Source organism: Microlunatus speluncae, from assembly GCF_009299835.1.
GTDB lineage: Bacteria > Actinomycetota > Actinomycetes > Propionibacteriales > Propionibacteriaceae > Microlunatus > Microlunatus speluncae.
The window spans coordinates 180,770-204,627 of sequence record NZ_VKCZ01000021.1 but is presented as its reverse complement, the minus strand read 5'-3'; the positions used below and the strand labels follow the sequence as shown (position 1 = coordinate 204,627).

Below are 23,858 nucleotides of genomic sequence, written 5' to 3'. Positions count from 1 at the left end.
ACGGGGAATGGCGGTTAGGGTGGCCAGCGTGAAGGCGCTGGTGAAGACGGCGGCGGAGCCGGGTTTGCACCTGGTGGACGTGCCGGAGCCCGAGTACGGGCCGGGAGATGTGTTGATCAAGGTCGCTGCGACCGGCATCTGCGGGACCGACCTGCACATCGCGTCCTGGGACCCCTGGGCGCAGAGCCGGGTCACGGCGCCACTGATCGTCGGGCACGAGTTCGCCGGGACGGTGGTGGCGATCGGGTCGAGCGTCACCGACGTCGCGGTCGGCGACTTCGTCAGCGGCGAGGGTCACCTGGTCTGCGGCCGTTGTCGCAACTGCCGGGCCGGGCGGCGGCACCTGTGCATCAACACCCGGGGGATCGGGGTCCAGGTCGACGGCGCGTTCGCCGAATACGTGGTGCTGCCGTCGGGCAACGCCTGGGTGCACCGGGATCCGATCGACGCCGGGGTGGCCGCGATCTTCGACCCGTTCGGCAACGCGGTGCACACGGCGCTGACGTTCCCGATGCTCGGCGAGGACGTGCTGGTCACCGGCGCCGGGCCGATCGGGATCCTGGCCGCGATGGTCTGCCGACAGTCCGGCGCCCGGCACGTGGTGATCACCGACCGCAGCGAAGCCCGGCTCGAGTTGGCCCGCTCGCTCGGGGTGAGCCTCGGCGTCAACATCGATCATGATTCGGTCCGGGAGGCGCAGCAGACCCTCGGCATGAAGGAGGGCTTCGACGTCGGTCTGGAGATGTCCGGCAGCCCGGCCGCGCTGCGGGACATGATCACCCAGATGACCCACGGCGGCCGGATCGCCATGCTCGGTCTGCCCAGCCAGGAGATCAGCATCGACATGGCCACCGTGGTGCTGAACATGCTGACGATCAAGGGGATCTACGGCCGCGAGATGTACGAGACCTGGTATGCGATGTCCGTGCTGCTGCAGAGTGGACTGGACATCTCCGGGGTGATCACGCACCGGTTCCCGTACGCGGAGCACGACAAGGCGTTCGCGACCACGGCCGACGGCAACAGCGGCAAAGTGATCATGACCTGGGAGTGACCCTTCGACAGGTTCAGGGAACGGAGAGGGATGTACGGAACGATCAAGGAGAACCTGACCGCGGAGCTGCAGCAGCTGCGCGCGGAGGGTTTGTACAAGGCCGAGTCGGTGCTGACCACCCCGCAGGCGGCCGCGATCGGCGTCGACGACGCAACGGTCCTCAACCTCTGCGCCAACAACTACCTCGGCCTGGCCGATCATCCGGCGATGATCAAGGCCGCCCAGCAGGCGCTGGACCGGTGGGGCTTCGGCATGGCCTCGGTCCGGTTCATCTGCGGCACGGCCGAGATCCACAAGGAGCTGGAGGGGCGGGTCAGCCGCTTCCTCGGCACCGAGGACGCGATCCTCTACAGCTCCTGCTTCGACGCCAACACCGGCCTGTTCGAAACCCTGCTCGGGCCGGAGGACGCGATCATCTCCGACGAGCTCAACCACGCATCGATCATCGACGGGGTCCGGCTGTGCAAGGCCGGCCGGTTCCGCTACAAGAACCGCGACATGGCCGACCTGGAAGCGAAGTTGATCGAGGCCAAGGACGCCCGCTACCGGATGATCGCCACCGACGGCGTGTTCTCGATGGACGGCTACGTCGCGCCCTTGGACAAGATCGCCGAGCTGGCCGAGCGGCACGACGCGCTGATCATGGTCGACGACTCGCACGCGGTCGGCTTCATCGGCGAGACCGGAGCCGGGACGCCCGAGCTGTTCGGCGTCCGGGACAAGATCGACATCGTCACCGGCACGCTGGGCAAGGCCCTCGGCGGCGCCTCCGGCGGTTACACGGCGGCCCGGGCCGAGATCGTCGAGATGCTGCGGCAGCGGTCCCGGCCGTACCTCTTCTCCAACTCGCTGGCCCCGTCGATCGCCGCCGCCGCGATCGCGACGCTCGACCTGCTCGAATCCTCCGCCGATCTGCTCACCCGGCTGCGCGACAACACGACCTACTTCCGCGAGCGGATGACGGCTGAGGGATTCGAGATCCCCGAGTCCGATCATCCGATCGTCCCGGTGATGATCGGCGACGCGGTCGAGGCGGCGCGGATGGCCGACCGGCTGCTGGCCGACGGGATCTACGTCCGAGCGTTCTCGTACCCGGTGGTGCCCAAGGGCAAGGCCCGGATCCGGACCCAGCTGTCCGCCGCGCATTCCCGCGATGATCTTGACCGGGCCATCGCCGCGTTCGTCAGCGCTCGTTGATCATTCCCTGAGCCGCGGTGCTTTCGCTCCCCGAGCGTGAGCCGGGCTTGGAGTGCGGAAGTCGACCGTGGTGGAGAAACGCACCGGTGGGGCCGCTTGGTCCTGCTGAACGGAAAGACGCGCCGAGGACGGGCGGGTCGAGCGGAACGCAGCCGATCCGGCCGACCGCCGGTCGGTACGGAGCCGGGGCCGCGTCGATCAGGACCCGCGGACCGGCGAGTGGACACTTTGGTCACGATTCTGGCCCTTGACGTTGGCCAAAGTGTCCACTCGGCAAGCACAAGCGCTGATCGGCCGAGCCCGTTTCCGGATCCGTCCGACGGTCGGCAGCTAGGGGTGAGCCCTGCTCGATCCGTCCGTCCTTGGTGCGCCTTTCGTTCTTCCCCGGGCTCAGCCCGCCGATGGATCCAGGCCGGGAACGGACCGTTCGACAGACTCGGGGGACAGAACCTCAGATGAAGAACGCTCGGGTCGGGTCGTTGAAGCCGTCGCCGACGATCACGGAGTTGCCGTAGGGGTTGGTGGCGAAGCCGGAGTCGTTGTGCCAGGCCTCGACCAGTCCGGTGGTCTGGACCGCGGCGATTTCGGCCCGGCCGTCGCCGTCGAGGTCGGGGAAGTGGACCCGGGCCGGGTCGTCGAAGCCGTCACCGATGATCACGGAGTTGCCGTACGGGTTGGTGGCGAAGCCGGAGTCGTTGTGCCAGGCCTCGACCAGTTCGGTGGTCTGGACGACGGCGATCTCGGCCCGGCCGTCGCCGTCGAGGTCGGGGAAGTGGACCCGGGTCGGGTCGGTGAAGCCGTCGCCGATGATCACCGAGTTTCCGTAGGGCATGGCGCTGAAGGCGCCGTCGTTGTGCCAGGCCCGGACCTTTCCGTCGTCCTCGACCTTGATCAGTTCGGCCCGGCCGTCGTCGTCCAGGTCGGCAAACTTGACCCGGGCCGGATCGTTGAAGCCGGTGCCGATGATCACCGGATTGCCGAACGGCGAGGGGGCGAAGCCGTCGTCGTTGTGCCGCGCGGCGATCTCGCCATTGGCCTGGACGGTGATCAGCTCGGCCCGGCCGTCGTCGTCGAGATCGGCGAACCGGAGCCGGGCCGGATCGCCCAGCGAGCTGCCGATGATCGTCGAGTCGCCGTACGGCGTGGTGGCGAAACCGCCGTCGTTGTGCCAGGCGCGGAGGTCGCCGTTCGCCTCGATGGCCGCGATCTCCGACCGGGCGTCGCCGTCCAGCGACACCGCCCGCCGGCCGCCCTGCACCGGAAGATCATTCGACCAGGAGAGGTCGATGGCGAACAGGTGCCGGGCTCCGGAGACCCAGCCGTGGAAGATCAACTTGTCGCCACCGGTCAGCCCGTCGGCGGCGGTGATCACGTCCGCGCCGCCGGGGCCGCAGATGCCGGTGTTCGCCTGGGTCATGAAGGCCGGGCTGGCGTGGGTCCAGGTGCCGGTCAGGCTGGTGGCGGTGGCGTAGGACGTGTAGTAACCGCAGCCGCCGTAGTCGCCGCGCGAGTAGAACAGCACGAAGCGGCTGCTCCGCTGCACCAGGTCGGGCGCCTCGATCACCTGCCCGGCCGGGACGGTGACCAGGGCCGTCGAGCTGCCGACCAGGGCGGTGCCGTTGTTCGTCGTCTGGACCAGCCAGAGCGTGCTCGGCTGGCCGATCGCGTTGCCGTCGTTCTTCCAGAGCAGATAGCGGGTGCCGTTCGCGGCGACGAAGGTGTTCGCGTCGATGGCGCCGCCGGAGCCGGTCGGACAGATCAGCGGCGAGCTCTGCGGGGTGAACGGGCCGAGCGGACTCGTCGCCGTGGCGACGCCGATGCACTGGCGTCCGGACGCGGTGTGCCGGGCCGTGTAGGTCATGGTCAGCGAGCCGTCGGGGTTGCGGTGCACGTCGGGCGCCCAGGTGAAGCCGGCCGTGGCCCAGCTCGGCGACGGTCCGCCCGGCATCGCGTCACCGCGGACCGTCCACGGCCCGTCGATGGTCGGCGCGCTGGCCACCGGCACGTGCCGCCAGTTGTTGGTGGCGTAGGCGTACCAGGTGTTGCCGACCCGGACCACGTCGGGATCCGGGAAGTCCTCGGCGATGTACGTCTTCGGAACCTCGGGCGGCAGGGCCCAGGCACTGGGCAGGCCGGGCGCGCCGAGCCAGAGAACCAGGGCGGCCAGGGTGGCCGTGCCGGCCAGGACGGCGCGGCGGAAACGTACCGAAACGGGCATGGCGACTCCTCAGAACGGAACGGGTGACGAGAAAGGGAGAAAGGAGAAGGCGGGTCAGGGGCGCTCGGGCGACCAGGCCTCGCGCCACGCGAGCAGGTCGGCCCGGCTGCCGCCCGGGGAGCCCTTGACCACCCGGAAGGCGACGTGCAGCCGGGCACCGGAGGCCGCCTGCAGGTCGGAGGCGTAGTCGCCGCCCCGGGTCGGGGCCTTGAACACGAAGGCGACCTCGCCCTCCTGGTTGGCCCGGACGATGCTCTCCGGTCGCCCGTCCAACGAGTGCGTGACCGGCTCGCCGGGCCGGAAGCCGGCGGCGGTCAGGGTCTGGAACTTCGCGGTCCCGACCGGGTCGTACGCCACCCGGCCGGTCGGCTCCGGCTCGGCGGTGGCGGTCAGCGAGCTGAACCCGACCAGCGCATACCTTCCCCACCAGTCGCCGGCCGGAGTCGGCACGGTCCACGGGTTCCGCCCGGCCGGTGAGCCGTCGTGGTAGTAGATCGTCAGCGCTCCGTCGGAGCCGACGGCCAACAGGTCCGACCGGCCGTCGCCGTCGACGTCCTGCACCTCGAGCTGGTCGGCGTCGGCCCAGCCACCACCGAGTTCGTACGGCAGCGAAGGGTCGGCCGGGTCGGCGTTCGCTCGCGCCGCGGCCAGGTCCCAGGTCCAGACCGGCGGCGTGCCCGGCCCGATCTCGGCGCCGCTCGCGGGCAGCACCCAGAGCGAACCGTCGGCCTCACGGATGATCAGGTCGCGCGCGTCGTCGCCGGTCAGCTCGCCGAACCGGACGACATCGGTGCCCTGCAGCCCGAGGGCCACATCGGTCCAGTTGCCGGCCGAGAGCCACGGGCTGCTGGTCGTCTTGCCGTCGTGCAGCCAGACCCGCAGGTTGCCGGCGGGCATCCGGGACAGCAGGTCGGGCCGCTCGTCGTGATTGACGTCCTCGAGCAGCACCGCCGCCGCGTTGTTCCAGCCGCTCATCCCGAAGACCTTCTCGCCGATCGCCCAGGGGGCGGTGTCGTCGCCCTGGTGCGGGTGGAACCACACGCTGCCGTCGCCGGCCGGATCCCGGAAGAACAGGTCCGGCCGTCCGTCCAGCGTCACGTCGTCGAGGACGAACACGTCGGCCCCGCTCCAGTCGGCCCCGACGACACTGGCCGCCGAGCGGGCCCACGGCCGGTCCCGGTCACCGGTGTGCCAGAGTCGCCACAGCCGCCCGTCGCGGTCCAGCGCCACCGCGTCGCCGGGCCGCACCGGGACCGGGTCCGGGTCGGGCTCGGGGTCCGGCGGATCCGGCGGCTCCTGGGTGACCGGCGCGTCGGTCACGGCGAGCAGGCTGTCGCCGCCCCACCAGGAGCCGGCGTCGATCCGGTCGGTCCACGGCCGCTGACCGACGGTGGCGCCGTTGTGCGGATAGATCCAGAGCCGGCCGGAATCCTCCAGGGCCAGCAGGTCACCGAGGCCGTCGCCGGTCACGTCGGCGACCGCGAGCGAGGCGAAGTCGGCCCAGCCGAAGCCGAGCTCGTACGGCAGCGTCGGGTCCACCTCGGCGGTGCGCGCGGCACTGGCGGTCTCGGCCCGGGCCCGGAGCGCGTCGAGGTCCCAGGTCACCCCGCCGCCGGCCGAACGCGCCGCAGCCGAGCTGTCACCGGGATGCGGCACGATCCAGAGGTTGCCGTCGTCCTCGCGCATCACGAGGTCCCGGAAGTCGTCCCGGGTGACCTCGCCGAACAGCACCGTGTCGGCCCGCTCCAGCCCGTAGGCGATGTCGCGCGCGGGCCGGGTCAGCCACGGGCTGGCGGTCTGGTTGCCGTCGTGCTCCCACATCCGGAGGTTGCCGCCGGGCTGCCGGGCCATCAGGTCGGGCCGGCCGTCGCGGTTGAAGTCCTCCAGGACCACCTGCGGCACATCGGCCCAGCCGGACATCCCGAAGACCCGCTCGCCGACATCCCAGATCGGATCCGCCTCACCGCGGTGGGCGTGGTAGCCGATCGAATCCCCCATCCGGTCGAACAGATCGGGCCGACCGTCCAGGCTCACATCCGTGACGGCGAGGCTGTTCGCGCCGGCCCAGCCGGTGCCGACGACCGTGCTCCCGGTCTCCGACCAGGGCGTCGAGGCGCCGGCGCTGTGCGCATAGCGGACCAGTCGCCCGTCAGCGGTGCGGACCACGAGGTCGCCGGGCGCGAGGTCGGTCGTCGCGGCCGCCGACGGCGACACGGCGGCCAGCGGTAGCGCCAGCAGAGCCAGGGCGCCGGCCGCGGCGAGCCTACGCAGCGTGCTTCGAAACATGGGTTCCTCTCCTTTGAGGTGGCTGAGGTCAGAGCGAGATGGGGGAGTCGCCGGCGGGCCGGTCGGCGCCGTTGATGCGGACCGTCTTCAGGCCGTCGAGCGGCGGCAGATGCAGCAGGACCTCCGGGGCGGCGCCGTGCCAGTGACCCTCGAACTCGACGTCGAGGCGGGCACCGCCGTCGGCCAGCCGGAACCGCAGGTCGACCCGCCCGTGCTCGGTCGGGATCTGGTCGAACACGGTCTGCTCGTCGGCGGACAGCCAGCTCAGCGGGCAGAGCCGGAGCAGGTGCAGCTGACCGTCGACGAGTTCGGCGTCGATCACGGCCTTGAGCAGGTGCCAGACGATCAGGCCCGAGGAGGACAACTGCCCGTACATCCCGTGCCGGTGCTCGTTCGAGATGTACGTCTGCGGCGAGATCCCCGCGTTGAGCAGGCTGTAGACGCCCTCGAGAAAGCGCGCCCGGTCGCCGGCCTGCCAGGAATGGGACAGGTTCCAGCTGTAACAGGGCTCGCAGGAGGAGACCTCGCGGATCAGCAGCGCGCGGTGGATCGGGTTGGACCGGACGTCCCAGAGCTCCGTGTTCGGCCCGACCCGGAAGTAGTCCAGATGAGACCGCATCAGCGGGTCGTCGGCCGCGAAGACGCCGGCCCAGACGAAGAACAGCGGCCCGCCGTCGAGCAGGAAGGCGTCCTGGAAGATGTGGAACGGCCGGTCGGTGTAGTCGGCCAGCGGCACCGGCTGGTCCGAGCCGTCGGGATGGGACCAGGTCGGCTGTTTCTCCATCAGCCCGCGATAGGCGTCGACCATGGCCTTGCGGAATTTCTCCCGGGCCTGATCGAACTCGTCCGCGCGCGGATGGTCCAGCCGCTTGAGCAGCTTGACCGCGGTGGCCAGGCCCTTGTAGTTCCAGGCCTGCGACCAGGTGCCCTGCGTGTCCAGCAGTTCGTCGGTCGCGTGCGCGGCCGGCATCAGGCCCTTCACCCCGCCGTGCGGAATCACTTCGCAGGCGTCGCGGATGAACTCGCACGCCTTCACGATGATTTCGAGCCAGTCGTCGGCGAACTTCTGATCATGGGTGACCAGGGCGTGGTACGCGATGTTCTGCAGGATCGCGCCATGATCGGAAAGCCAGTCGAACGCCTGCAGATGGGCCGGCGAGCCGAGGTAACCGGGGTGCAGTCCGTAGTCCTGGTACGGCTTCCCCGGTGCGACGCGGGTGCCCTGGGTGTCGTTGTAGATCGCCAGATGACGGCGCGAGATCTGATGTTGGCCGAGCGGGTCGAGCAGCATGTGATGGACCATCGAGGTCGGCGTCGCCCACAGCACGTCGTAGCCGAACGAGCCGGTGAGGAACGTCGGCTTGCCGCTCTCCGGGCTCGTCTCGCCGACGATCTCGGCCAGCTCGACGAAGCGGCGCAGCGCCCGGTTCACCGACGGCTCCGGGGTGTGGACGGTCGCCGCCGCGGGATCGGCCGTCGACGTCCAGTAGTCCTCGGCCTCGGCGAGCGCGCCGGCCCAGCCCAGCTCGAGCTCCCGGCGGAACTCGGTCCGGCTCTGCGGCAGCATCGCGACCACGAGATCGACCGGCTTGCCGGCCTCGAGGTCGAGGGTGACCTTGAGGTCGTAGACCCGTTCGGCGTCGGTCTCGGTGAACGTGACGCTGTCCGCCGGCAGCGGGACCGTGCCCAGCCGGACCAGGCTGTCCAGATGCTCGATCTGGACCGACCGGTTCGGCCCGTCGACGAACCCGGGCGCCACTCGCATCCGGCCGGGCATCGCCGCCTGGTCGGGGACGGACTCGAGGGTGACGCCGTTCTCGTCGGCGTAGCCGTCGCGGAACTGCAGGTGGCGCCGGGCCAGCCGGAGCACGAACGGGAGCTTGGCCGGCGCCCGGACCTCATCGACGTGTACGGCCTCCAGCCGCACCCAGGCGTACAGCGGATCCGTCTTCTTGCCGTAGGCGCCGCCACCCTTGAGGTGGCCGAACACCGACTGGCGCACGACCACGCCCTGCGGTAGCCGCCAGTAGGTCTCGAGGACCGGCGCCTTCGCGTCGTCGTTCCAACTCTGCTCGCCGACACCGAGGTCGTCCTGCCACAGATAGCGGCGATTCGTCGGCGGAGCGGCGAAGTTGCCGTGGAAGTCCGGCGGCAGGAACTGCAGTTGCAGACCTCGGCCCTGGTAGCCGGCGACGTTGTCCTTGGTCATCCAGGCCGGGCCCGGCTCGGCCATCAGCAGCCCGTTGTAGAAGACGTTGAACCGGAACAGGTGCCCCTTCCAGCCGATCGGCGTCCAGACCTGACGCTGCGGCGGCCACCAGGTTGCGGCCGACCGGGCATCCGGCTCGCCGGCCGGGCCGAGCTCGGCCGGCGGCGATGCGTTCGGCAGAGCCGCCCGCCCGCCCGGTCCGGCGCCGGGCACCAGCCCGGCGTGGGCAGGCGTGGCGGAGGTGCCAGTGGCCAGGACACCGCCGACGGCGACTCCGCCCATGTTCAGGAACCCCCTGCGCGAAATGTTGATCATGAGCAGCTCCTCAGCGTTTGCGACCGTGCGAGCCCCGGGTCGGCTGCCTATACTTCGAAATAACGAAGATATTTTCTTATACGGGATGATATCGATCGGCTGGATCTGCGCACAAGAGGTGAATCACATTTTATGGATACGTAAACATCCGTTCCCTGCTTGACTCTTCGGCGCGATCAGGAACGGTGGGCCCGCGACCGGCTCAGGGAGCGGTGGTGACCTGCTCGCGATACCAGAGGCCCCAGGCCTCCAGGCCGTCGATGATCTTCTCCAGGCTGGCGCCGATCTCGGTGACCGAGTATTCGACCTTCGGCGGCACCTCGGCGTAGACGCGGCGGCGGATCAGGCCGTCGGCCTCCAGCTCGCGCAGCTGTCGGGTCAGCATCCGCGGCGTGACGCCGGGGATCACCCGGTGCAGCTCACCGAACCGGCGGGTGCCGCCCTGCAGGTGCCGCAGGATCACCAGCTTCCACTTGCCGCCGAGCACTTCGGTGGCGGCCTCGACCATGCATTCGTCCGCCGTGCCGGCGATCCGTGGCGGCATGCGATCCCCTTCCAGAGCCCGTAGCTATACAGAGTGTACGTATGGCACTTAAAAGACCGTACTTGAGATTGTGGACCTGACAATCGAGAGTCGATGCATGACCGCACTGCAACGCATCACCACCGAACCCGACTGGTACGAGCCGTACAACATCTCCCTCGCCATCCAGGCCGGCGGCCTGATCCACGTCTCCGGCCAGGCCGGCATCGACGAGCAGGGCCGCACGGTCGGCCCCGACTTCGAGACCCAGGCGCGGCGCGCCTTCGCCAACCTGGCCACCGTGCTCGGCGCGGCCGGCGCGAGCCTGGCCGACCTGGTCAAGGTGACGATCATGGTCACCGACATGGCCAACCTGGACACGGTGATCAAGCTCCGCGCCGAATACCTCAGCGAGCCCTATCCCGCCGATACGCTGCTGCAGGTCGCCGGCCTCGCCCAGCCCGACTGGCTGGTGGAGATCGACGGCGTCGCCCTCGCTCCGAGCACGCCGGCCGGAGGCTGAACCCGACGGGACCCGGCATGACAGGTATTCTTGCCAGACAAATGCCTGGAACCGGGTCCCGAGGAGAAGCTGTGGCCATCTCGCTGGAGAACACCTCGCTGACCGATTCGCTCTGTCAGGCGTTGCGCGGCCAGATCATCTCCGGGCAGATCGAGCCGGGTCAGAAGCTGTCGGAGGTGTGGGTCGCCGGCCATTTCGAGGTGGCCCGACCGACCGCCAAGGCCGGCCTCGACCGGCTCACCAACGAGGGGCTGCTGCGCCGGGGCCGGCGGCAGACCGCCGTCGTCCCGCAGATGGCGGCCGCCGACATCAACGACATCTACTTCGCCCGGGAGCCGATCGAGGCCCGCGCCGTCCGGACCCTGGCCGAGCGGGCGGCGGTGCCGCGGGACGCGGAGCGGGCGCTGGCCCTGATGGGGGTCGCCGCGCAGCTCGACCAGCACGCCGACCATGCCAGCGCCGACGTCGCGCTGCACCGGGCCCTGGTCGCCGCGACCGGCAGCGCCCGGCTGCAGCGGATGCACGAGACGGTGATGGGGGAGTCGCAACTGTGCATCGTGCAGGTCCGCAGTCACGTCGGCCTCGACCTGGCCGAGCTCACCGCGACCCACGCGGCGATCTTGGACGCCATCCGGGCCGGTGATCCGGACGCCGCCGAGCAGGCGCTGCACAACGACCTGGACGGCTGCCGGGAGACCCTGCTCTCCGATGTCGCCCGGCGTGAGTCGTCCCTCTCCGGTGCCAGTAGTTGATCACCGGTTGATGCCGGTCAAGGTGATCCCCTGGATGAACTGTCGTTGCGCGGCCAGATAGACGATGATCACCGGCAGCACGGCGATCGTCGCGCCGGCCATCAGCAGGGTGATCTGGCTGAAGTACTCGTTCTGGAACTGGGCCAGTGCTACCGGCAGGGTCTGCAGCTCGCGGGAGTTGATGTAGATCAACGGGCCGAACAGGTCGTTCCACGAATCCAGGAAGGTGAAGATCGCGATCGCGCCGAGCGCGGGCTTGGTCTCCGGCAGCAGGATCCGCCAGAACACGGTGAACGAGCCGGCGCCGTCGACCCGGGCGGCGTCCTCCAGTTCCTGCGGCAGGCTCAGGAAATACTGCCGCATCAGGAAGGTGGCGAACACCGGCGTGAACACCCGCGGTGCCCACAACGGCAGCTGGGTGTCGACCCAGCCGATCTCCTGGAAGATGATGTACTGCGGGATCAGGTACGCGATCCCGGGGATCATCGCCGTCGCCAGCAAGCCGACGAACAGGATGTCGCGGCCCGGGAAGCGAAGCCGGCCGAAGGCGAAGCCGGCCAGGGCCGACACCGCGAGCACCCCGACGACGTTGATCACCGCCAGCTTCACGCTGTTCCAGAAGAACTGCGGGATCACCTCCAGCACCGCCGCGTAGTTGCCCCACTGCGGGTCGGTCGGAAACAGGGTCGGCGGCGTGCTCAGCACCTGACCCTCCTCCTTCAGGGAGGCGCCGATCATCCACAGCAGTGGCACCGCGAACAGCACGGCACAGATGATCATCAGGACATACATCGCGATGCCGAGCGTCCGCTTGGTGATCGTGGTCCGCGGTCGTCTCGGCCCGGCCGTTCTCATGGTGCTCATCCGTAGAAGACCCATCTCTTCTGCAGCTTCCACTGCGCGTACGTGATGATGCCGAGGATCACGAACAGCACCCAGGCCATCGCCGCGGCGTAACCGAACTGACCGAACGAGAAGGCGACCTGATACAGGTAGTAGATGTAGACGCTGGTGCTGTGTCCCGGCCCGCCCGAGGTCATGATGTAGATGACGCCGAAGACCTGGAACGACGAGATGAACTGGGTGATCAGGACGAAGAAGATGCTCGGCGTCATCAACGGGATGGTGATCTTGAACAGCTGCTGCCGCTTGGTCGCCCCGTCGATGCTGGCCGACTCGTACAGATCATTCGGGATGCCCTGCAGGCCGGCGAGGAAGATCACCATCGGATAGCCGGTGCCCTGCCAGACCGCGACGACGATCACCGACAGCATGGCCAGCCGGGAGTCCGAGAGCCACGCCGGGCCCTGGACGCCGAACACGCCGAGCAGCCCGTTCAGGGCACCGCCGTCCGGCTTGTAGATCCAGTACCAGATGTAGCCGACCGCGACGACGTTGGTGATGAACGGCGCGAAGTAGGCGGCCCGGAAGATCGGCATCCCCGGCACCTTGCGGTTGCACAGCAGGGCCAACGCGAACGCCAGCACGGTCGTGGCCGGGATGGCGCCGAAGGTGAACACCAGCGTGTTGCGCAGGGTCTCCAGATACAACGGGTCGTCGGTGAACATCCGGGTGAAGTTCTCCACACCGATGAACCGCGGCGCACTGAGCGCGTTCCAGTCGGCCAGCGACAGATACATCGAGACCAAGATCGGGATCAGCTGGAACGCGACGATGCCGAGGATCACCGGGGCGATGTACACGAGCCCCTCGTAGCGGAGCCAGCCGCTCTTCCGCCGCGGCCCGCTGCGTCGCCGGGCCGCGGTCGGCGGCGTGCCCGGCGGCTGCAGGCGCGCACTGTCCATGGTGGTCATGGCAGGGGATCCGTTCCTAGCCCGGCTTGGTCAGCGATTCGTCGACCCGCGGCTTGGCCGCGGTGAGCACATCGGCCGCCTTGGCGTTGCAGTTGTAGACCTCGTCCAGCATCGGCCGGTAGATCTGCCGCGCGCCCAGCGTGTTCTGGGTCTGGTTCGGCAGGGTCGAGTGATCAACAGCGTCGACGAACAGTCCGACGTGGGCCGGCGGTTCGGCCAGCTTGGCCAGCGGTCGATCGTCCATCGAGAGCCACATGTTGCCCTCGACGAAGAACGTGCCGCCCTCCTCGCTGGTCAGGAACTTCAGCAACTCCCACGCGGCGTCGGGATTCTCGGCCTTGGCCGGGATCGAGTACGTGACCACGCTGGACTCGGTCAGCTGCCCGGCCGGTCCGGCCGGCGGCGGCGCGACGTCGAAGGTGAAGCCCTTCGCGTTCTGGCTGGTGTACGGCAGCGTGCTGAACTGGCTGAACATCATCCCGAGCTTGCCCTGGGCGAACAGTTGCAGATCGGCGTTGGTGCTCTGCAGATCGCCCCAGGCCGGTTGCACCTTGTGGGTGCAGGTCAGGTCGGTCGCCCACTGCAGCGCCTCGGCCGCCTGCGGTTCGGCCAGGGTGAAGGTGCTGCCGTCGGCGGCGAAGATGCCGGTCGGGCTGCCGTTGTTGATCGCCCAAGTCTGTTCGTAGCCGGTGTCGAGATAGATCAGGCCGCCGAACCGCTCGCCCGGGACGGTCAGCGCCTTCGCGGTGGCCAGGAAGTCGTCCCAGGTCCAGCCGTCGGCGCTCCAGGTCGTCGGTGGCAGGTCGACGCCGGCCGCCTTGAACATGTCGACGTTGTAGTAGATCAGCCGGGGCGAGTGGGCGATCACCCACGCGGTGTGCCGGCCGTCGGCCTGCTTGGGGAAGTTGAGCAGGTTCTCCGGGAAGTGCGAGACGTCGAGCTTGTCCCGTTCGATCAGCGGAGCAAGATCAAGCAGCGCGCCGGTGGCCGACATGCCGCGGACGTAGTCGTCGTTGATCTTGATCAGGTCCGGCGGTTTGCCGCCGGACAGCACCGTCCGGAATTTGGTGTCGTAGTCGGACGGCACCGGCTGCACTTCGACCGAGATGCCGCTCTGCTGCTGGAAGGCCTCGATCGCCTTGCCGAACGGGTTGTCCTTGATGTCGGAGTCGTTGAGGAAGGTCATCGACTTCGACCCACCACCACCGCCTCCGCCACCGGAGCCGCTGCAGCCCGCCAGCAGGCCGGCGGCCGCGGCGCCCCCTGCGCCGACGAAGGTTCGGCGACTGATCCGCGTCGTTGCGTTCATGGGAGTCCTCACGTGTTGTCCAAGATCGACTTGGAAGACAGAATGCTGCTTGGAAGACAGGGATACTGTGTGCACTTGTCAGACTGTTGTAACACCCGACCCACCGAGGGTCAATGGGCCGACAGTGATCGAATCGCGTCACCGGCGCCGGCCAGATTCTCCAGTCGCATCTCGGAGTACTTGCGGCTCAGCACCACGCCGTCCGCCCCGCCCTCGAAGGCGGCGAGCACCGCGTCCCGGACGCTCTCCCGGGTGCAGCGGGTGAGCTCGGTGCCCTGGCTGTTGTCGGCGTTGACGCCCGACTGGGCCTCGGAGCGCTTGCGCCGGTCCTCGGCCGCGGCCGCCACCTGACCGACCGGGATGTCGATGTCGATGCCGGGCAGGATCTTGCAGCCGTGCCGGACGCCCGCGACGGCCCGGGCCGTCTCCCGGCGGACGTACTCAGCGGTGAAGCCGGCGGCCGGCAGATCGGCATAGGCGGCCTCGTCCAGCCCGAGCAGGCGCAACATCAGCGGATAGACCTGCTCCGGCTCGGCGTCGGCGAACAGGCTCTTGCAGATGTTGCCGATCCAGCTGTGGAACCGCGGGCCGGCACAGTTGTTGTATTCCACGACCTTGAGGAAGTCCGACAGCTCGCTGAGCTCGGCGTAGTCCTGGTCGGCCCGATAGAACGGGCTGAACGAGATCTCGTGATAGACGTGCCAGCCGACCTGCACCGATGATCGACAAGCCTTGGCGACGCCGTAGATGTCGCGATAGAGCTGGCGCTGGCTAGAAGTCCACAACGTCTGCCAGGACAGGATTTCCGGGTACGCCAGCAGGGTGCGCCAGAACGTCACGAAGGCGCCGTCGGCCGGCCGCTCGTCGGAGTCGATCTTGTGGTTCCACTCCAGCAGCGCTCGGTAGCCGGCCTTGGCCCGTTCGACGTCGATGCCACGCTCCCGACCAAGATCACGGCAGTGCCGGCAGAAGCAGGTCACCAGCTCGGTCGGCGTGGTCCGCTGCAAGATCAGATTCAGCGGGCCCGGTCGTTCGGAACACCAGGCGAGCCCGTCGATCGGGTAGCTCTTGACGTAGTCCTCGACGATGCTCAGGTGCCAGTTGCGGTAGTCGGGATTGTTGAAGCACGGCCGCGGCGTGGGCCGGCCCCAGACGTCGACCTCGAGGCACTGCGGGAAGTTCGGATAGTCCCGCAGCGCCTGGGCGTACGAGCTCTCCTCCATCCAGGCATAGCTGGCCATCCCGCGTGATCTTGCCTCCGGCAGCACGTCGTCGAACAGGTCGCCGTCGTAGTCGGGGGCCCGGCCGGAGGTGCCCAGGATCGTGTTCCGGTAGAACTCCGGGTGGACCGTGGCGTAGCTGCCGCCGACCCAGTCGTGGTCGTACTCCTGCGGACCATGATCAGGAAGGGGATGACCGGGGATCTGCCGGCCGCCGGTGCCGCGGGTCCAGGTCGGCGTGGCCAGGAACAACGCGTTGACCGCGCCGCGTTCCTGCAGGATGTCGAGCACCGGCTTCACCCCCTCGTCGGCGAAGGACGCGGCACCGATCTGGAGGGCGACGACGGGCTCGGTGGTGCTCATGGTGCTCCTGTTCTGGCGGCGTGGATCAGGGGGTCACGGTTCGGTGATCACGTGGGTGGCGACGGTGTGGGCGGTGATCCAGTCGGTGTCGTACGTGACGCCGAGCCCGGGTCCGTCCGGCAGCGACACACAGCCGTCGGCCGGGTCGATCGCGGACAGGTCCTCGACGTAGTCGCCGGCATAGACCGGCGGCATCGCCGGATTGCCGAGCTCGGGGTCGAGCAGGCCGAGCTCGTAGTAATTGGTGTTGCGGATCGCTGCCATGCAATGACGTTGGGCCGGGCCGGCGGCGTGCACCTCGAGATCCATCCCCAGTGCTTCGGCCGCGTGCGCGGATTTGATCACTCCGGTGATCCCGAGGTCGAGCTCGGGATCGGCCCGGAGCAGGTCGGTGCCGCCGTCGATCGCCAGCGCGGTGCGGGCCTCCAGGGTGCGGACGAACTCGGTGATCAACAACGGGGTCCGGATCCGCTCGCGCAGGATCTGGTGCGCGCGCGGGGCGTCGCCGCGGACCGGGTCCTCCCACCAGAACGCGCCGACCTCGTCACAGGCCCGGCCCAGCCGCAGCGCGTCGGCCAGCGTCGACAGCCGCTTTCCGGGGTCGGTCATGATGTCCATCCGCCCGCCGACCCGGTCGGCCACGGCGCGCAGCACGGCGATCTCGTCGGCCACCTCGCCGTCGGCCAGACCATGGAACTTGTACGCCAGCGCGCCGCGATCGGCACAGGCGGCGGCGTCGTCGGCGTAGTCCTGCGGACTGCCGAGCGCCCCGGATCCCTTGCGCCCGGACACCGTGCTGACGTAGGCCGGGAGTCGCTCCCGATGCCGGCCGAGCAACGCCCAGATCGGGACCCCCAGCGTCCGGCCGGCCAGGTCCCAGAGCGCGATGTCCAGGGCGCCGTAGCCGATCCGGTCGTTCTTGGCGTGGGCCCGGGAGACCAGGTTCCACAGTCGTTCCCGGTCCCGCGGATCATGATTGATCAACATCCGGGCGGCGGCGATCGTCTGCGGCACGGCCAACGGCGGGGCGCTCCACAGGGCGACGTATTCACCGAGCTCGTCGTCGGTGGTGCTGATCGAGACCGCGAACTTGCGCGAGTCGCGCTTCGACCCCGGCGGCTGCCACTCGAACTCGGTGATCGTGATCGAGCGGATCGTGCTCATGATCGATCCCGGTCGGGCTGGTGGATCCAGCTGCTCTCCAGCCCCTCCCACTCCGCGACTCCCTCGGTGACGGCGCGCAACCGCTCCATCGTGGCGCCGTCGTAGTGTCCGAGCGAGAGCCCGTCGCAGCCGGAGTCGACGGCGGCCTTGACCGAGGCACGCAGGGTCTCCGGGGTGGCGTTGGGCCGGACCCCGAGGGCGGCCAGCAGCGGCTTGTCGTAGGCGAGGGCGCGGCGGACCTTCATCAGCTTCGCCCGCTTGATCGCGACGCCCTCTGCCGTGCCCAGCTGATCGGAATAGTCCGACTCGCGGACCGAATCGACGTGCTGGAAGGCGGAGGTGAAGTTGAGCCCGGCCAGCTCGGGCCGCGCCATGTAGGTGTTGTAACGGAAGTCGATGCCCGGCCGGGCGTCGTGGGCGGCCTTGTTGATCAAGGCGAACAGGTCGTCGATGCTGCGCCGGCGGAAAGCCAGCCAGGACGCGAACGCCGCGTTCTCCAGCAGCAGCTCGGCCTCGCTGTAGTTGCTCTCCCGGAGCAGTTGCCCCTCGTGCGCCTGCTCCAGGTCCCGGCCGGTGTAGACCAGATTGAGGTGGCGCACCTCGGCCACGATCGCGTCCCAGTCGAGACCCTGCGCCACCGCCTTGTCCCGGCAACTGTCGCAGAAGCAGCCGCCGGTCGTGGTGGCCAGCACCTCGTTCCAGGAGGCGCGGACGGCGCTGCCGCCGACGGTGTTGCTGCGGCTGTAGCCCGAGCCGAACATCACCAGGCAGGACTGGATGAAGTCGATGTCGTGCCGGCCGACCAGGTCGGTCACCAGTCCGGCCAGATACTCCGCGACATCGGGATTGTTCAGGCAGGGCAGGGCCCGCTGGGCCTCGATCGCCTCGAAGGTGCCGACCACGTGGCCGAACACATCGCGCTGCAGCACATCGGGATACTGCTCCCGGGCGACCTGGGCGTCGATCACGGTGTGCGAGATCTCGCAACCGGTCTTCATCCCGCGGCTGCGCGCGTCCTTGATCAACACCTCCAGCCAGTCGGTGCCGGCCAGGAAGTCGCGATCGGAGGTGAGCGGCTTGATCCGACCCGGGTAGGCGGCCGGGTCGGGCCGCCAGTAGGCCCGGCTGTCCTCCGGGGTGTAGTACTTGCGGACCGGATTGTGCGGATAGAAGCGGGCGTGCAGCGGCCGCTTCTCCTTGTGCATCATGCCGACCAGGTAGGCCGAGTTGACCCCGGCGAGGGCCTGCAGGTTGTCCAGGCAGCGCTCGACGGTCTCGTCGGCGAGGTCCCAGGCGTAGAGGCTGGCGGCGATCTCGTTCAGCGGCACTGCTGCATCCCTTCAGACGGTGATCGACGGGAGGGGAACGCGATGCCATCGCAAATCTTTCCGATAAGCACCACACTGGTTCCGGTAAGTGGAAGTCTTCCGGCCGAGATCTTGCAAGTCAAGCATTCTGGTCTGACAAAATTGTTGTTAGGGTACGGGCAGCGACGACGCCGATCGGGAGTGATCACGATGACCGCTGACGCCGGGGAACGGGCCCGCTGGTGGGAGCGACCGTTCGAGATGTTCCAGACCAATCTGCGGGAGATCGACGCGGGTCTCGACGTCGACGCGATCTTGGACGCGATCCAGCGGCACGGGGCCGACACCTGGTTGATCAACACCGGCGGGATCCTGGCCAACTATCCGAGCGAGCTGCCCTTCCACACCCGCAATCCCTTCCTGCGCGAGCGGTCCAGCGGTGACCTGGTCGGCGACGCGGTCCGGGCCGCCCATGATCGCGGAATGCGGCTGATGGCCCGGATGGACTTCTCCAAGATCGCGCTGCCGATCGCCGACGAGCATCCGGACTGGTGTTTCCGGTCGCGGGACGGCAACCGGCAGCAGATCGAGGGCCTGGCCAGCGTCTGCCCCAGTGGCGACTACTACCAGCACCGGACGTTCGACATCCTGGACGAGATCCTCGACCGCTACCCGATCGACGGGTTCTTCTTCAACTGGTTCGGCTACAGCGAGGTCGACTACCACGGGGTCCGGCACGGGGTCTGTCACTGCGACGCCTGCCAGGTCCGCTTCGCCGAGGCGGCGGACGGGCTCACCCTGCCGGCCGGGCCGGAGTCGCCGGACTTCCCCCGCTGGCGTGCCTTCTGTCGCGGCGTCCTGGACGACCTGACCGGCCGGATCCGTGATCACCTCGCCGCCCGCCGGCCCGACGCGCCGCTGATCCTCGGCTCCCGCTCCGACATCGTCTTCCACGAGGCCAACAACAAGATCGGCCGCGAGCTGTGGCCTTCGGCCACCGCCGAGGCGGTCAGTGCCGCCAAGACCGTGCGGCCGGACAAGCCGGTGCTGGTCAACTCCACGGTCTTCGTGGACATGCCGTACCGGATGGCCGCCGAGGATCCGCATCACGTCGGGCAGTTCTTCGCCCAGGCCATCGCCCGCGGCGCCAACCCGTCCACCTACATCATGGGACCGGTCGGCGTGATCAACTACCCGGGACTGGAAGCGGCGGCCGAGCTCACCCGGTTCCACCGTGACCATCGCGCGGTCTATGACGGCCTGCGCCCGGCCGCCACCGTCGCCCTGGTCCGACCCGACGCGATGACCCAGTCGGGCCCGGCGCGGGACGAGTTCCTCGGCTGGTACGCCGCCCTGCAGCAGGGACACGTCCCCTTCGACGTGCTGCCGGTCGAGCGACTGGCCGAGGCCGCCCGGCTCGGCGCGCTGAGCCGGTTCCGGACCCTGATCCTGCCCGACCTCGGCCCGCTACCGGCCGAGGTGATCACCGCACTCGACGGCATCGGCGATACCACCGCCTTCGTGATCACCGGATCGAGCGCCCTGGCCGGCGACCAAGATCAACTCAGCCGATCACCGGGTGGCCGGGTGACCGGCCGGCACCTCGGCTTCACCGAGACCCGCTCGACCTACGCCACCGACGGCGACACCCTGCTGCCGATCTACGGTGACCTGTTCGACCTCGACCTTCCGGCGGAGGCGGCGGTGAACTGGCGGGTGCTGCCGCAGGCCTCCTTCGCTCCGCCGGAGAAGGCCTACGGCCACCAGGTCAGCGAACTGGCTGCCGTCGCCGCCAACGCCGCCGGCACCGCGGTCCGCGTCGCCTGGACCATCGGCCGGACCTTCCGGGAGTTCGGCACCGGCGATCTTCGAAGATTGATGCTCGAGCTGGTTCGTGGGCTTGCCGGACCGCAACCGGTGGCCGACAGTGACCTGCCCGAGCAGGTCGAAGTGATCATCGGGACCAACGGATCCCGCACCGTCGTCCATCTGATCAATCTGAGTGGGGCTCGGCGCCAGGGATTCGGCGCACCACTACCGATCTCCGGGGCTCGACTCCGCCTGCCGGCCGGCACTTCCGCAAGGTCGCTCGTCAGTGATCAAGATTGCAAGATCAGGCAGGACAGTGATTCGATCTTGGTGGAGCTTCCTTCCTTCGAACTGTTCGAAGTGATCGTGATCTGATCTTGCTGCTCCGGGAAAAACCAGATCTGGCTTGCCCCCTTCGACAGGCTCAGGACATGCTTCGACAAGCTCAGGGAACGAATGCCCTCGTGACCACTCCAACCGCTCCGTTGTGGCAGTCGACATGATCAGACCGGCGCTCGGCTGAGGCGGTAAACATATGCGGGAGCCAAAGGGAGCGGTGGGGTCTGGGGGATAGGTGCGCGGGCGTGGACGGGCCTGGCGGGAGCCCGCGAACGCTGTACCGCGGCAGCGGCTCCCACACTTGCTCGCGGGCGGATGGTTGCCCGCGCACCTATCCCCCAGACCCCACCGCGGGATGCCGCTGCTCTTGAAAGCCGGGTGATCTTCTCACCATCCATTGACGTTTCATGTTGGCTCCTGACACACTGCGATCCTCACCATCGACGCGATGGAGGACTGCGATGTTTCGACGAATTCTCTGCGTTGTCTCCGCCCTGGCACTGGCGCTGGTCGGCACGGTGACGGTGCAGGTTCTCGCCCCGGACCGCGCCGCCGCGGACGGCTGTTACACCTGGGAACGGACCCTGCAGCAGGGCGCCAACGGGGCCGACGTGACTCAGCTGCAGATCCGGGTCGCCGGCTGGGTCAGCTCGGGGGAGAACCTGGCGCTCGACGGGGACTTCGGGCCGGCGACGGCGGCGGCGGTCAAGCGGTTCCAGGCCGGCTACGGGCTGCCGCAGACCGGAGTCGCCGACTCGGCGACGTACACCAAGATCTATGAGCTGCAGGACAACGACTGCACGCCGATCCACTTCGCCTACTCGGAGTTCGACAACAATTGCGGGGCCAACAACTACCTCGGTGGCAAGGTCTCCGAGGCCACGGCGAAGGAGAACATCAAGCGGATCATGTGGCAGCTCGAGGCGATGCGGCGCAAGCTCGGTGATCGAGCGCTCAACGTCACCTCCGGCTTCCGCAGTGTGTCCTGCAACAACGCCTCCGGTGGTTCCTCGACCAGCCTGCACATGTACGGGCAGGCGGCTGATCTCGGCCTGAACAATCCGGCCCAGTGCACCTTGTGGAACGCGGGCAAGTCGGCCGGCTTCGAGGAGCTGCTCGGCCCGGGCTACCCGGGGCACAATGATCACGTGCACTTCGGCAACAAGGCTTCGCGGTCATGGTCCGCCCCCAATTGTTGATCAAGGACCGAAGCGCCGCCGGGCCGTCGTCGCGGCGGTGTAGACGTTGTTGAACGTGCAGCTGCAGGTGCGCAGGCGGTAGCGGTAGATGCTGTAGATCTGGCGGGTCAGGCGCTCGGTCAGGACGACCTGACTGCGCGCGTCGGCCGGGTCGGGCAGCAGCCAGTCGGGCGAGAGGAAGACCGGCAGGCAGCAGACGAATTCCTCCGGATCGTGCAGTCGTTGAAATGCCCCGGTCCGGCCGAACTGACGCTCCATCGCCAGCACGGCCTGCGGTTCGGAGCCGAGCAGGTCGGTGACGTCGACCTCCTCCAGGAATCGGAGCAGGCGCGCGTGCACCCGCTCGTACCGGGCCCTGGTGCGGGCAGCGACGCGGCCGCCGGCGTCGGCGAAGAATTGTTCGAGCTGCGCCCCGAGGGCCGACGCCGTGGGGCTCGACGAAGTGGTCATGAGCCGAGTCTCGCGCCGACCACTGACACTGTCGGCGTGATCATCTGGCGGGGTAGACCTGCAACTCGTTCAGGAAGGCCTCGGCCGAGCCGCCGGTGTTGGGGTCGGTGAGCCGGAGATACCGGGCCGTGACCGGGGTCCGGAACGGGCGCACGATGCCGTCCCGCGGCGACCGGGTCGGGGTCTGCCAGTTGATCCCGTCGACCGAGGTCTGGACGACCAGATCACGGGCGCCGCGGAGCCGGGCCACCGCCCCGATCCCGGCGATCGCATACTCCTGGCCCAGGTCCAACGCGAGCGAGCGATCGGCGGTCACCACCGAGGAGTCGTTGCGGACATCACCGTCGAAGGCGTACGCGAGCAGTGACTGCCGCGGTGAGCCGGCCGCGCCATAGGTCGCGAGGGCCTCGTCATCGAGCACGTCGAGTCGGCCCTGTTGAAACAGTGCCTTCAGGTCGAGCGTCGGCCGGCCGGGATCGACCTTCGCGGTCAGGGCCCAGAGAAAATGATCATTCCCGTACGGATAGCCGGTCGCCGACGCCGGGCAACCCCAGTTGGCGGCGCAGTTGTCGCCGATCACCAGGGCGGTGTCGGCCGACAGCGGAGCCAGGCCGATGGTCGCGCTGGACCCGGAGATCGCCAGCGGCCGGCCGCCCAGCCCACGGCCGGCGGTGGGCCGGTTGTCGTACACATTGAGGTTGCCCACCCAGCCGCCCGCGCCGGACTCGCCCGAATACTTGACCCGCAGCACGTTGCCCGGCCGCCCCGAGCCCTGCAGGCCGGTGCCGTTGCCGAGCAGCATCGATCCGGGTGAGTTGCCGGTGTTGCCGTCCAGTCGGACCGGGGTCGACCAGGTGCCCGAGCCGTCGGCCGTGGTCGAATGGCTGTAGTAGAGGTCGGGAGTCCAGTCGTCCTTGACGTCGCGCCGCATCCAGACCATCAGCCGGTCGTCGGCGGTGAAGGCGAGGTTGGCCTCGCTGAACGTGGCCCCGCGGGCCAGCACCGCGCCGCTGGTCCAGGTGGCGCCGCCATCGGTGCTGCGGACCAGCGCGACGAAGTTGCCGGTGCCGTCGGCGCCGTAGACCGTGCCGACGATGGTCCGGGCGTCGTCGAGCAGCAGCAGTCCGCGCTGGAATCGGAGCCAGAGGACGCCCGGCCACAGGTCGGTCTTGGCGGGCGACTGCTGCTGCCAGCCCTGGTCGGCGACGTGCCAGCGGCGGAACCAAAGATTGCCCTCGTTGACCGGGGTGCTCGGGTCGGGATCCTCCGGGGCGCCGGAGTTGACCAGCGGCTCGTAGTCGACGGTGACGACCGTGTGCTCGGCATCGGCCAGCCGGACGGCGTTGACCACGCCGGCGGTCCGGCACGGCGTCGTCTCCCGATCGCAGATCGCTCGCTCGGCCCAGGTGTCGCCGCCGTCGCCCGATTCGATCAACACCGTCGAGTTGCCGAAGACGTCGTTGGAGGTGCCGTAACTGATCATCAGCCGGGACTCCCGGCTGCCGTTGGCGTTGGTCCGCGACGTGTCGTACAGGCTCGGGAACGAGGCGAACCCGGTCGGATTCCAGATCGTCCGCGGGGCGGTCACGGTGAGACTGCCGACGTCGGCTCCGCCGGGCTGGGCCGCGGCCGAGCCGGCGCCCGCCAGCAGCGGGCCGAGCAGGGCGAGCGCGACGGCACCGGCGCCGAGGGTCCGGAGACGGCGGCGGATCGGTGCGGAATGTGACGGCATGATCGGGCTCCTTCGCAAGGCCTGCGGTCAGGCTCGAAGGATCATCTGAAACAGCTTTCCATGTCAACGGATCTG

General features: G+C 68.8%; 18 protein-coding genes. 6 read left to right on the top strand and 12 right to left on the bottom strand.

Annotation, left to right across the window (positions count from 1 at the left end; translation table 11 throughout):
- Positions 1-28 precede the first annotated feature (28 nt).
- On the top strand, positions 29-1,054 hold the full coding sequence (gene tdh, locus FNH24_RS30415; RefSeq protein ID WP_152366009.1) for an L-threonine 3-dehydrogenase: 1,026 nt from the start codon (positions 29-31) through the stop codon (positions 1,052-1,054).
- A gap of 42 nt (positions 1,055-1,096) precedes the next feature.
- Positions 1,097-2,251: a glycine C-acetyltransferase gene (locus tag FNH24_RS30410; RefSeq protein WP_217428658.1), complete on the top strand. Its 1,155-nt coding sequence runs from the start codon at positions 1,097-1,099 to the stop codon at positions 2,249-2,251.
- A gap of 451 nt (positions 2,252-2,702) precedes the next feature.
- On the opposite strand, the gene FNH24_RS30405 is transcribed toward FNH24_RS30410, so the two are convergent.
- The 4 genes from FNH24_RS30405 to FNH24_RS30390 form a co-directional block, all read right to left on the bottom strand.
- Positions 2,703-4,469, bottom strand: coding sequence for a family 43 glycosylhydrolase (locus tag FNH24_RS30405; protein WP_152366007.1), 1,767 nt, complete (start codon positions 4,467-4,469; stop codon positions 2,703-2,705).
- A gap of 54 nt (positions 4,470-4,523) precedes the next feature.
- Positions 4,524-6,755: an FG-GAP repeat domain-containing protein gene (locus tag FNH24_RS30400; RefSeq protein WP_152366006.1), complete on the bottom strand. Its 2,232-nt coding sequence runs from the start codon at positions 6,753-6,755 to the stop codon at positions 4,524-4,526.
- Positions 6,756-6,783: 28 nt separating this feature from the next.
- Complete coding sequence (locus tag FNH24_RS30395; protein ID WP_152366005.1) at positions 6,784-9,279, bottom strand: hypothetical protein; 2,496 nt, start codon at positions 9,277-9,279, stop codon at positions 6,784-6,786.
- 202 nt (positions 9,280-9,481) lie between these two features.
- Complete coding sequence (locus tag FNH24_RS30390; RefSeq protein WP_152366004.1) at positions 9,482-9,823, bottom strand: winged helix-turn-helix transcriptional regulator; 342 nt, start codon at positions 9,821-9,823, stop codon at positions 9,482-9,484.
- Positions 9,824-9,920: 97 nt separating this feature from the next.
- Between FNH24_RS30390 and FNH24_RS30385 the strand changes: the two genes are divergently transcribed.
- Both FNH24_RS30385 and FNH24_RS30380 read left to right on the top strand, forming a co-directional pair.
- The gene (locus FNH24_RS30385) at positions 9,921-10,325 is read left to right on the top strand and encodes a RidA family protein (protein ID WP_152366003.1); all 405 of its coding nucleotides are present in this window, start codon (positions 9,921-9,923) and stop codon (positions 10,323-10,325) included.
- Positions 10,326-10,396: 71 nt separating this feature from the next.
- Positions 10,397-11,077: a GntR family transcriptional regulator gene (locus FNH24_RS30380; RefSeq protein ID WP_161606399.1), complete on the top strand. Its 681-nt coding sequence runs from the start codon at positions 10,397-10,399 to the stop codon at positions 11,075-11,077.
- Here the strand turns inward: FNH24_RS30380 and FNH24_RS30375 are convergent, their stop codons facing one another.
- From FNH24_RS30375 to FNH24_RS30350, 6 genes are all read right to left on the bottom strand, one after another.
- Entirely contained in the window at positions 11,078-11,941 is an 864-nt protein-coding gene (locus FNH24_RS30375; RefSeq protein WP_161606398.1) for a carbohydrate ABC transporter permease, read from the bottom strand. It abuts the gene before it with no gap.
- Positions 11,938-12,891, bottom strand: coding sequence for a carbohydrate ABC transporter permease (locus FNH24_RS30370; protein WP_152366000.1), 954 nt, complete (start codon positions 12,889-12,891; stop codon positions 11,938-11,940). The genes FNH24_RS30375 and FNH24_RS30370 overlap by 4 nt, the downstream gene beginning before the upstream one ends.
- Positions 12,892-12,907: 16 nt before the next feature.
- Positions 12,908-14,200 carry an ABC transporter substrate-binding protein gene (locus FNH24_RS30365; RefSeq protein WP_152365999.1) on the bottom strand — a complete coding sequence of 431 codons (1,293 nt, stop codon included), beginning with the start codon at positions 14,198-14,200 and terminating at the stop codon, positions 12,908-12,910.
- 110 nt (positions 14,201-14,310) lie between these two features.
- On the bottom strand, positions 14,311-15,783 hold the full coding sequence (locus FNH24_RS30360) for a polysaccharide deacetylase family protein (RefSeq protein ID WP_152365998.1): 1,473 nt from the start codon (positions 15,781-15,783) through the stop codon (positions 14,311-14,313).
- 33 nt (positions 15,784-15,816) lie between these two features.
- Positions 15,817-16,947 carry an enolase C-terminal domain-like protein gene (locus tag FNH24_RS30355; protein ID WP_161606397.1) on the bottom strand — a complete coding sequence of 377 codons (1,131 nt, stop codon included), beginning with the start codon at positions 16,945-16,947 and terminating at the stop codon, positions 15,817-15,819.
- Positions 16,944-18,275: an alpha-amylase family protein gene (locus tag FNH24_RS30350; protein ID WP_152365997.1), complete on the bottom strand. Its 1,332-nt coding sequence runs from the start codon at positions 18,273-18,275 to the stop codon at positions 16,944-16,946. The genes FNH24_RS30355 and FNH24_RS30350 overlap by 4 nt, the downstream gene beginning before the upstream one ends.
- Before the next feature lie 189 nt (positions 18,276-18,464).
- Here FNH24_RS30350 and FNH24_RS30345 point away from each other — a divergent pair, with 189 nt between their 5' ends.
- Entirely contained in the window at positions 18,465-20,438 is a 1,974-nt protein-coding gene (locus tag FNH24_RS30345) for an alpha-amylase family protein (protein ID WP_152365996.1), read from the top strand.
- A gap of 425 nt (positions 20,439-20,863) precedes the next feature.
- Complete coding sequence (locus FNH24_RS30340; protein ID WP_152365995.1) at positions 20,864-21,601, top strand: M15 family metallopeptidase; 738 nt, start codon at positions 20,864-20,866, stop codon at positions 21,599-21,601.
- Here FNH24_RS30340 and FNH24_RS30335 read toward each other — a convergent pair whose 3' ends face one another.
- Positions 21,602-22,051, bottom strand: a complete 450-nt coding sequence (locus FNH24_RS30335; RefSeq protein ID WP_152365994.1) for a hypothetical protein — start codon at positions 22,049-22,051, stop codon at positions 21,602-21,604.
- 40 nt (positions 22,052-22,091) lie between these two features.
- Complete coding sequence (locus FNH24_RS30330) at positions 22,092-23,783, bottom strand: hypothetical protein (protein ID WP_152365993.1); 1,692 nt, start codon at positions 23,781-23,783, stop codon at positions 22,092-22,094.
- Between the last annotated feature and the right edge of the window lie 75 nt (positions 23,784-23,858).

Bases quoted from the DNA above. Each gene is read 5' to 3' on its own strand.
- FNH24_RS30405 (WP_152366007.1), bottom strand. From the start codon at position 4,469: ATGCCCGTTTCGGTACGTTTCCGCCGCGCCGTCCTGGCCGGCACGGCC.
- FNH24_RS30400 (WP_152366006.1), bottom strand. From the start codon at position 6,755: ATGTTTCGAAGCACGCTGCGTAGGCTCGCCGCGGCCGGCGCCCTGGCT.
- FNH24_RS30395 (WP_152366005.1), bottom strand. From the start codon at position 9,279: ATGATCAACATTTCGCGCAGGGGGTTCCTGAACATGGGCGGAGTCGCC.
- FNH24_RS30390 (WP_152366004.1), bottom strand. From the start codon at position 9,823: ATGCCGCCACGGATCGCCGGCACGGCGGACGAATGCATGGTCGAGGCC.
- FNH24_RS30385 (WP_152366003.1), top strand. From the start codon at position 9,921: ATGACCGCACTGCAACGCATCACCACCGAACCCGACTGGTACGAGCCG.
- FNH24_RS30375 (WP_161606398.1), bottom strand. From the start codon at position 11,941: ATGAGCACCATGAGAACGGCCGGGCCGAGACGACCGCGGACCACGATC.
- FNH24_RS30370 (WP_152366000.1), bottom strand. From the start codon at position 12,891: ATGACCACCATGGACAGTGCGCGCCTGCAGCCGCCGGGCACGCCGCCG.
- FNH24_RS30365 (WP_152365999.1), bottom strand. From the start codon at position 14,200: ATGAACGCAACGACGCGGATCAGTCGCCGAACCTTCGTCGGCGCAGGG.
- FNH24_RS30360 (WP_152365998.1), bottom strand. From the start codon at position 15,783: ATGAGCACCACCGAGCCCGTCGTCGCCCTCCAGATCGGTGCCGCGTCC.
- FNH24_RS30355 (WP_161606397.1), bottom strand. From the start codon at position 16,947: ATGAGCACGATCCGCTCGATCACGATCACCGAGTTCGAGTGGCAGCCG.
- FNH24_RS30345 (WP_152365996.1), top strand. From the start codon at position 18,465: ATGACCGCTGACGCCGGGGAACGGGCCCGCTGGTGGGAGCGACCGTTC.
- FNH24_RS30340 (WP_152365995.1), top strand. From the start codon at position 20,864: ATGTTTCGACGAATTCTCTGCGTTGTCTCCGCCCTGGCACTGGCGCTG.
- FNH24_RS30335 (WP_152365994.1), bottom strand. From the start codon at position 22,051: ATGACCACTTCGTCGAGCCCCACGGCGTCGGCCCTCGGGGCGCAGCTC.
- FNH24_RS30330 (WP_152365993.1), bottom strand. From the start codon at position 23,783: ATGCCGTCACATTCCGCACCGATCCGCCGCCGTCTCCGGACCCTCGGC.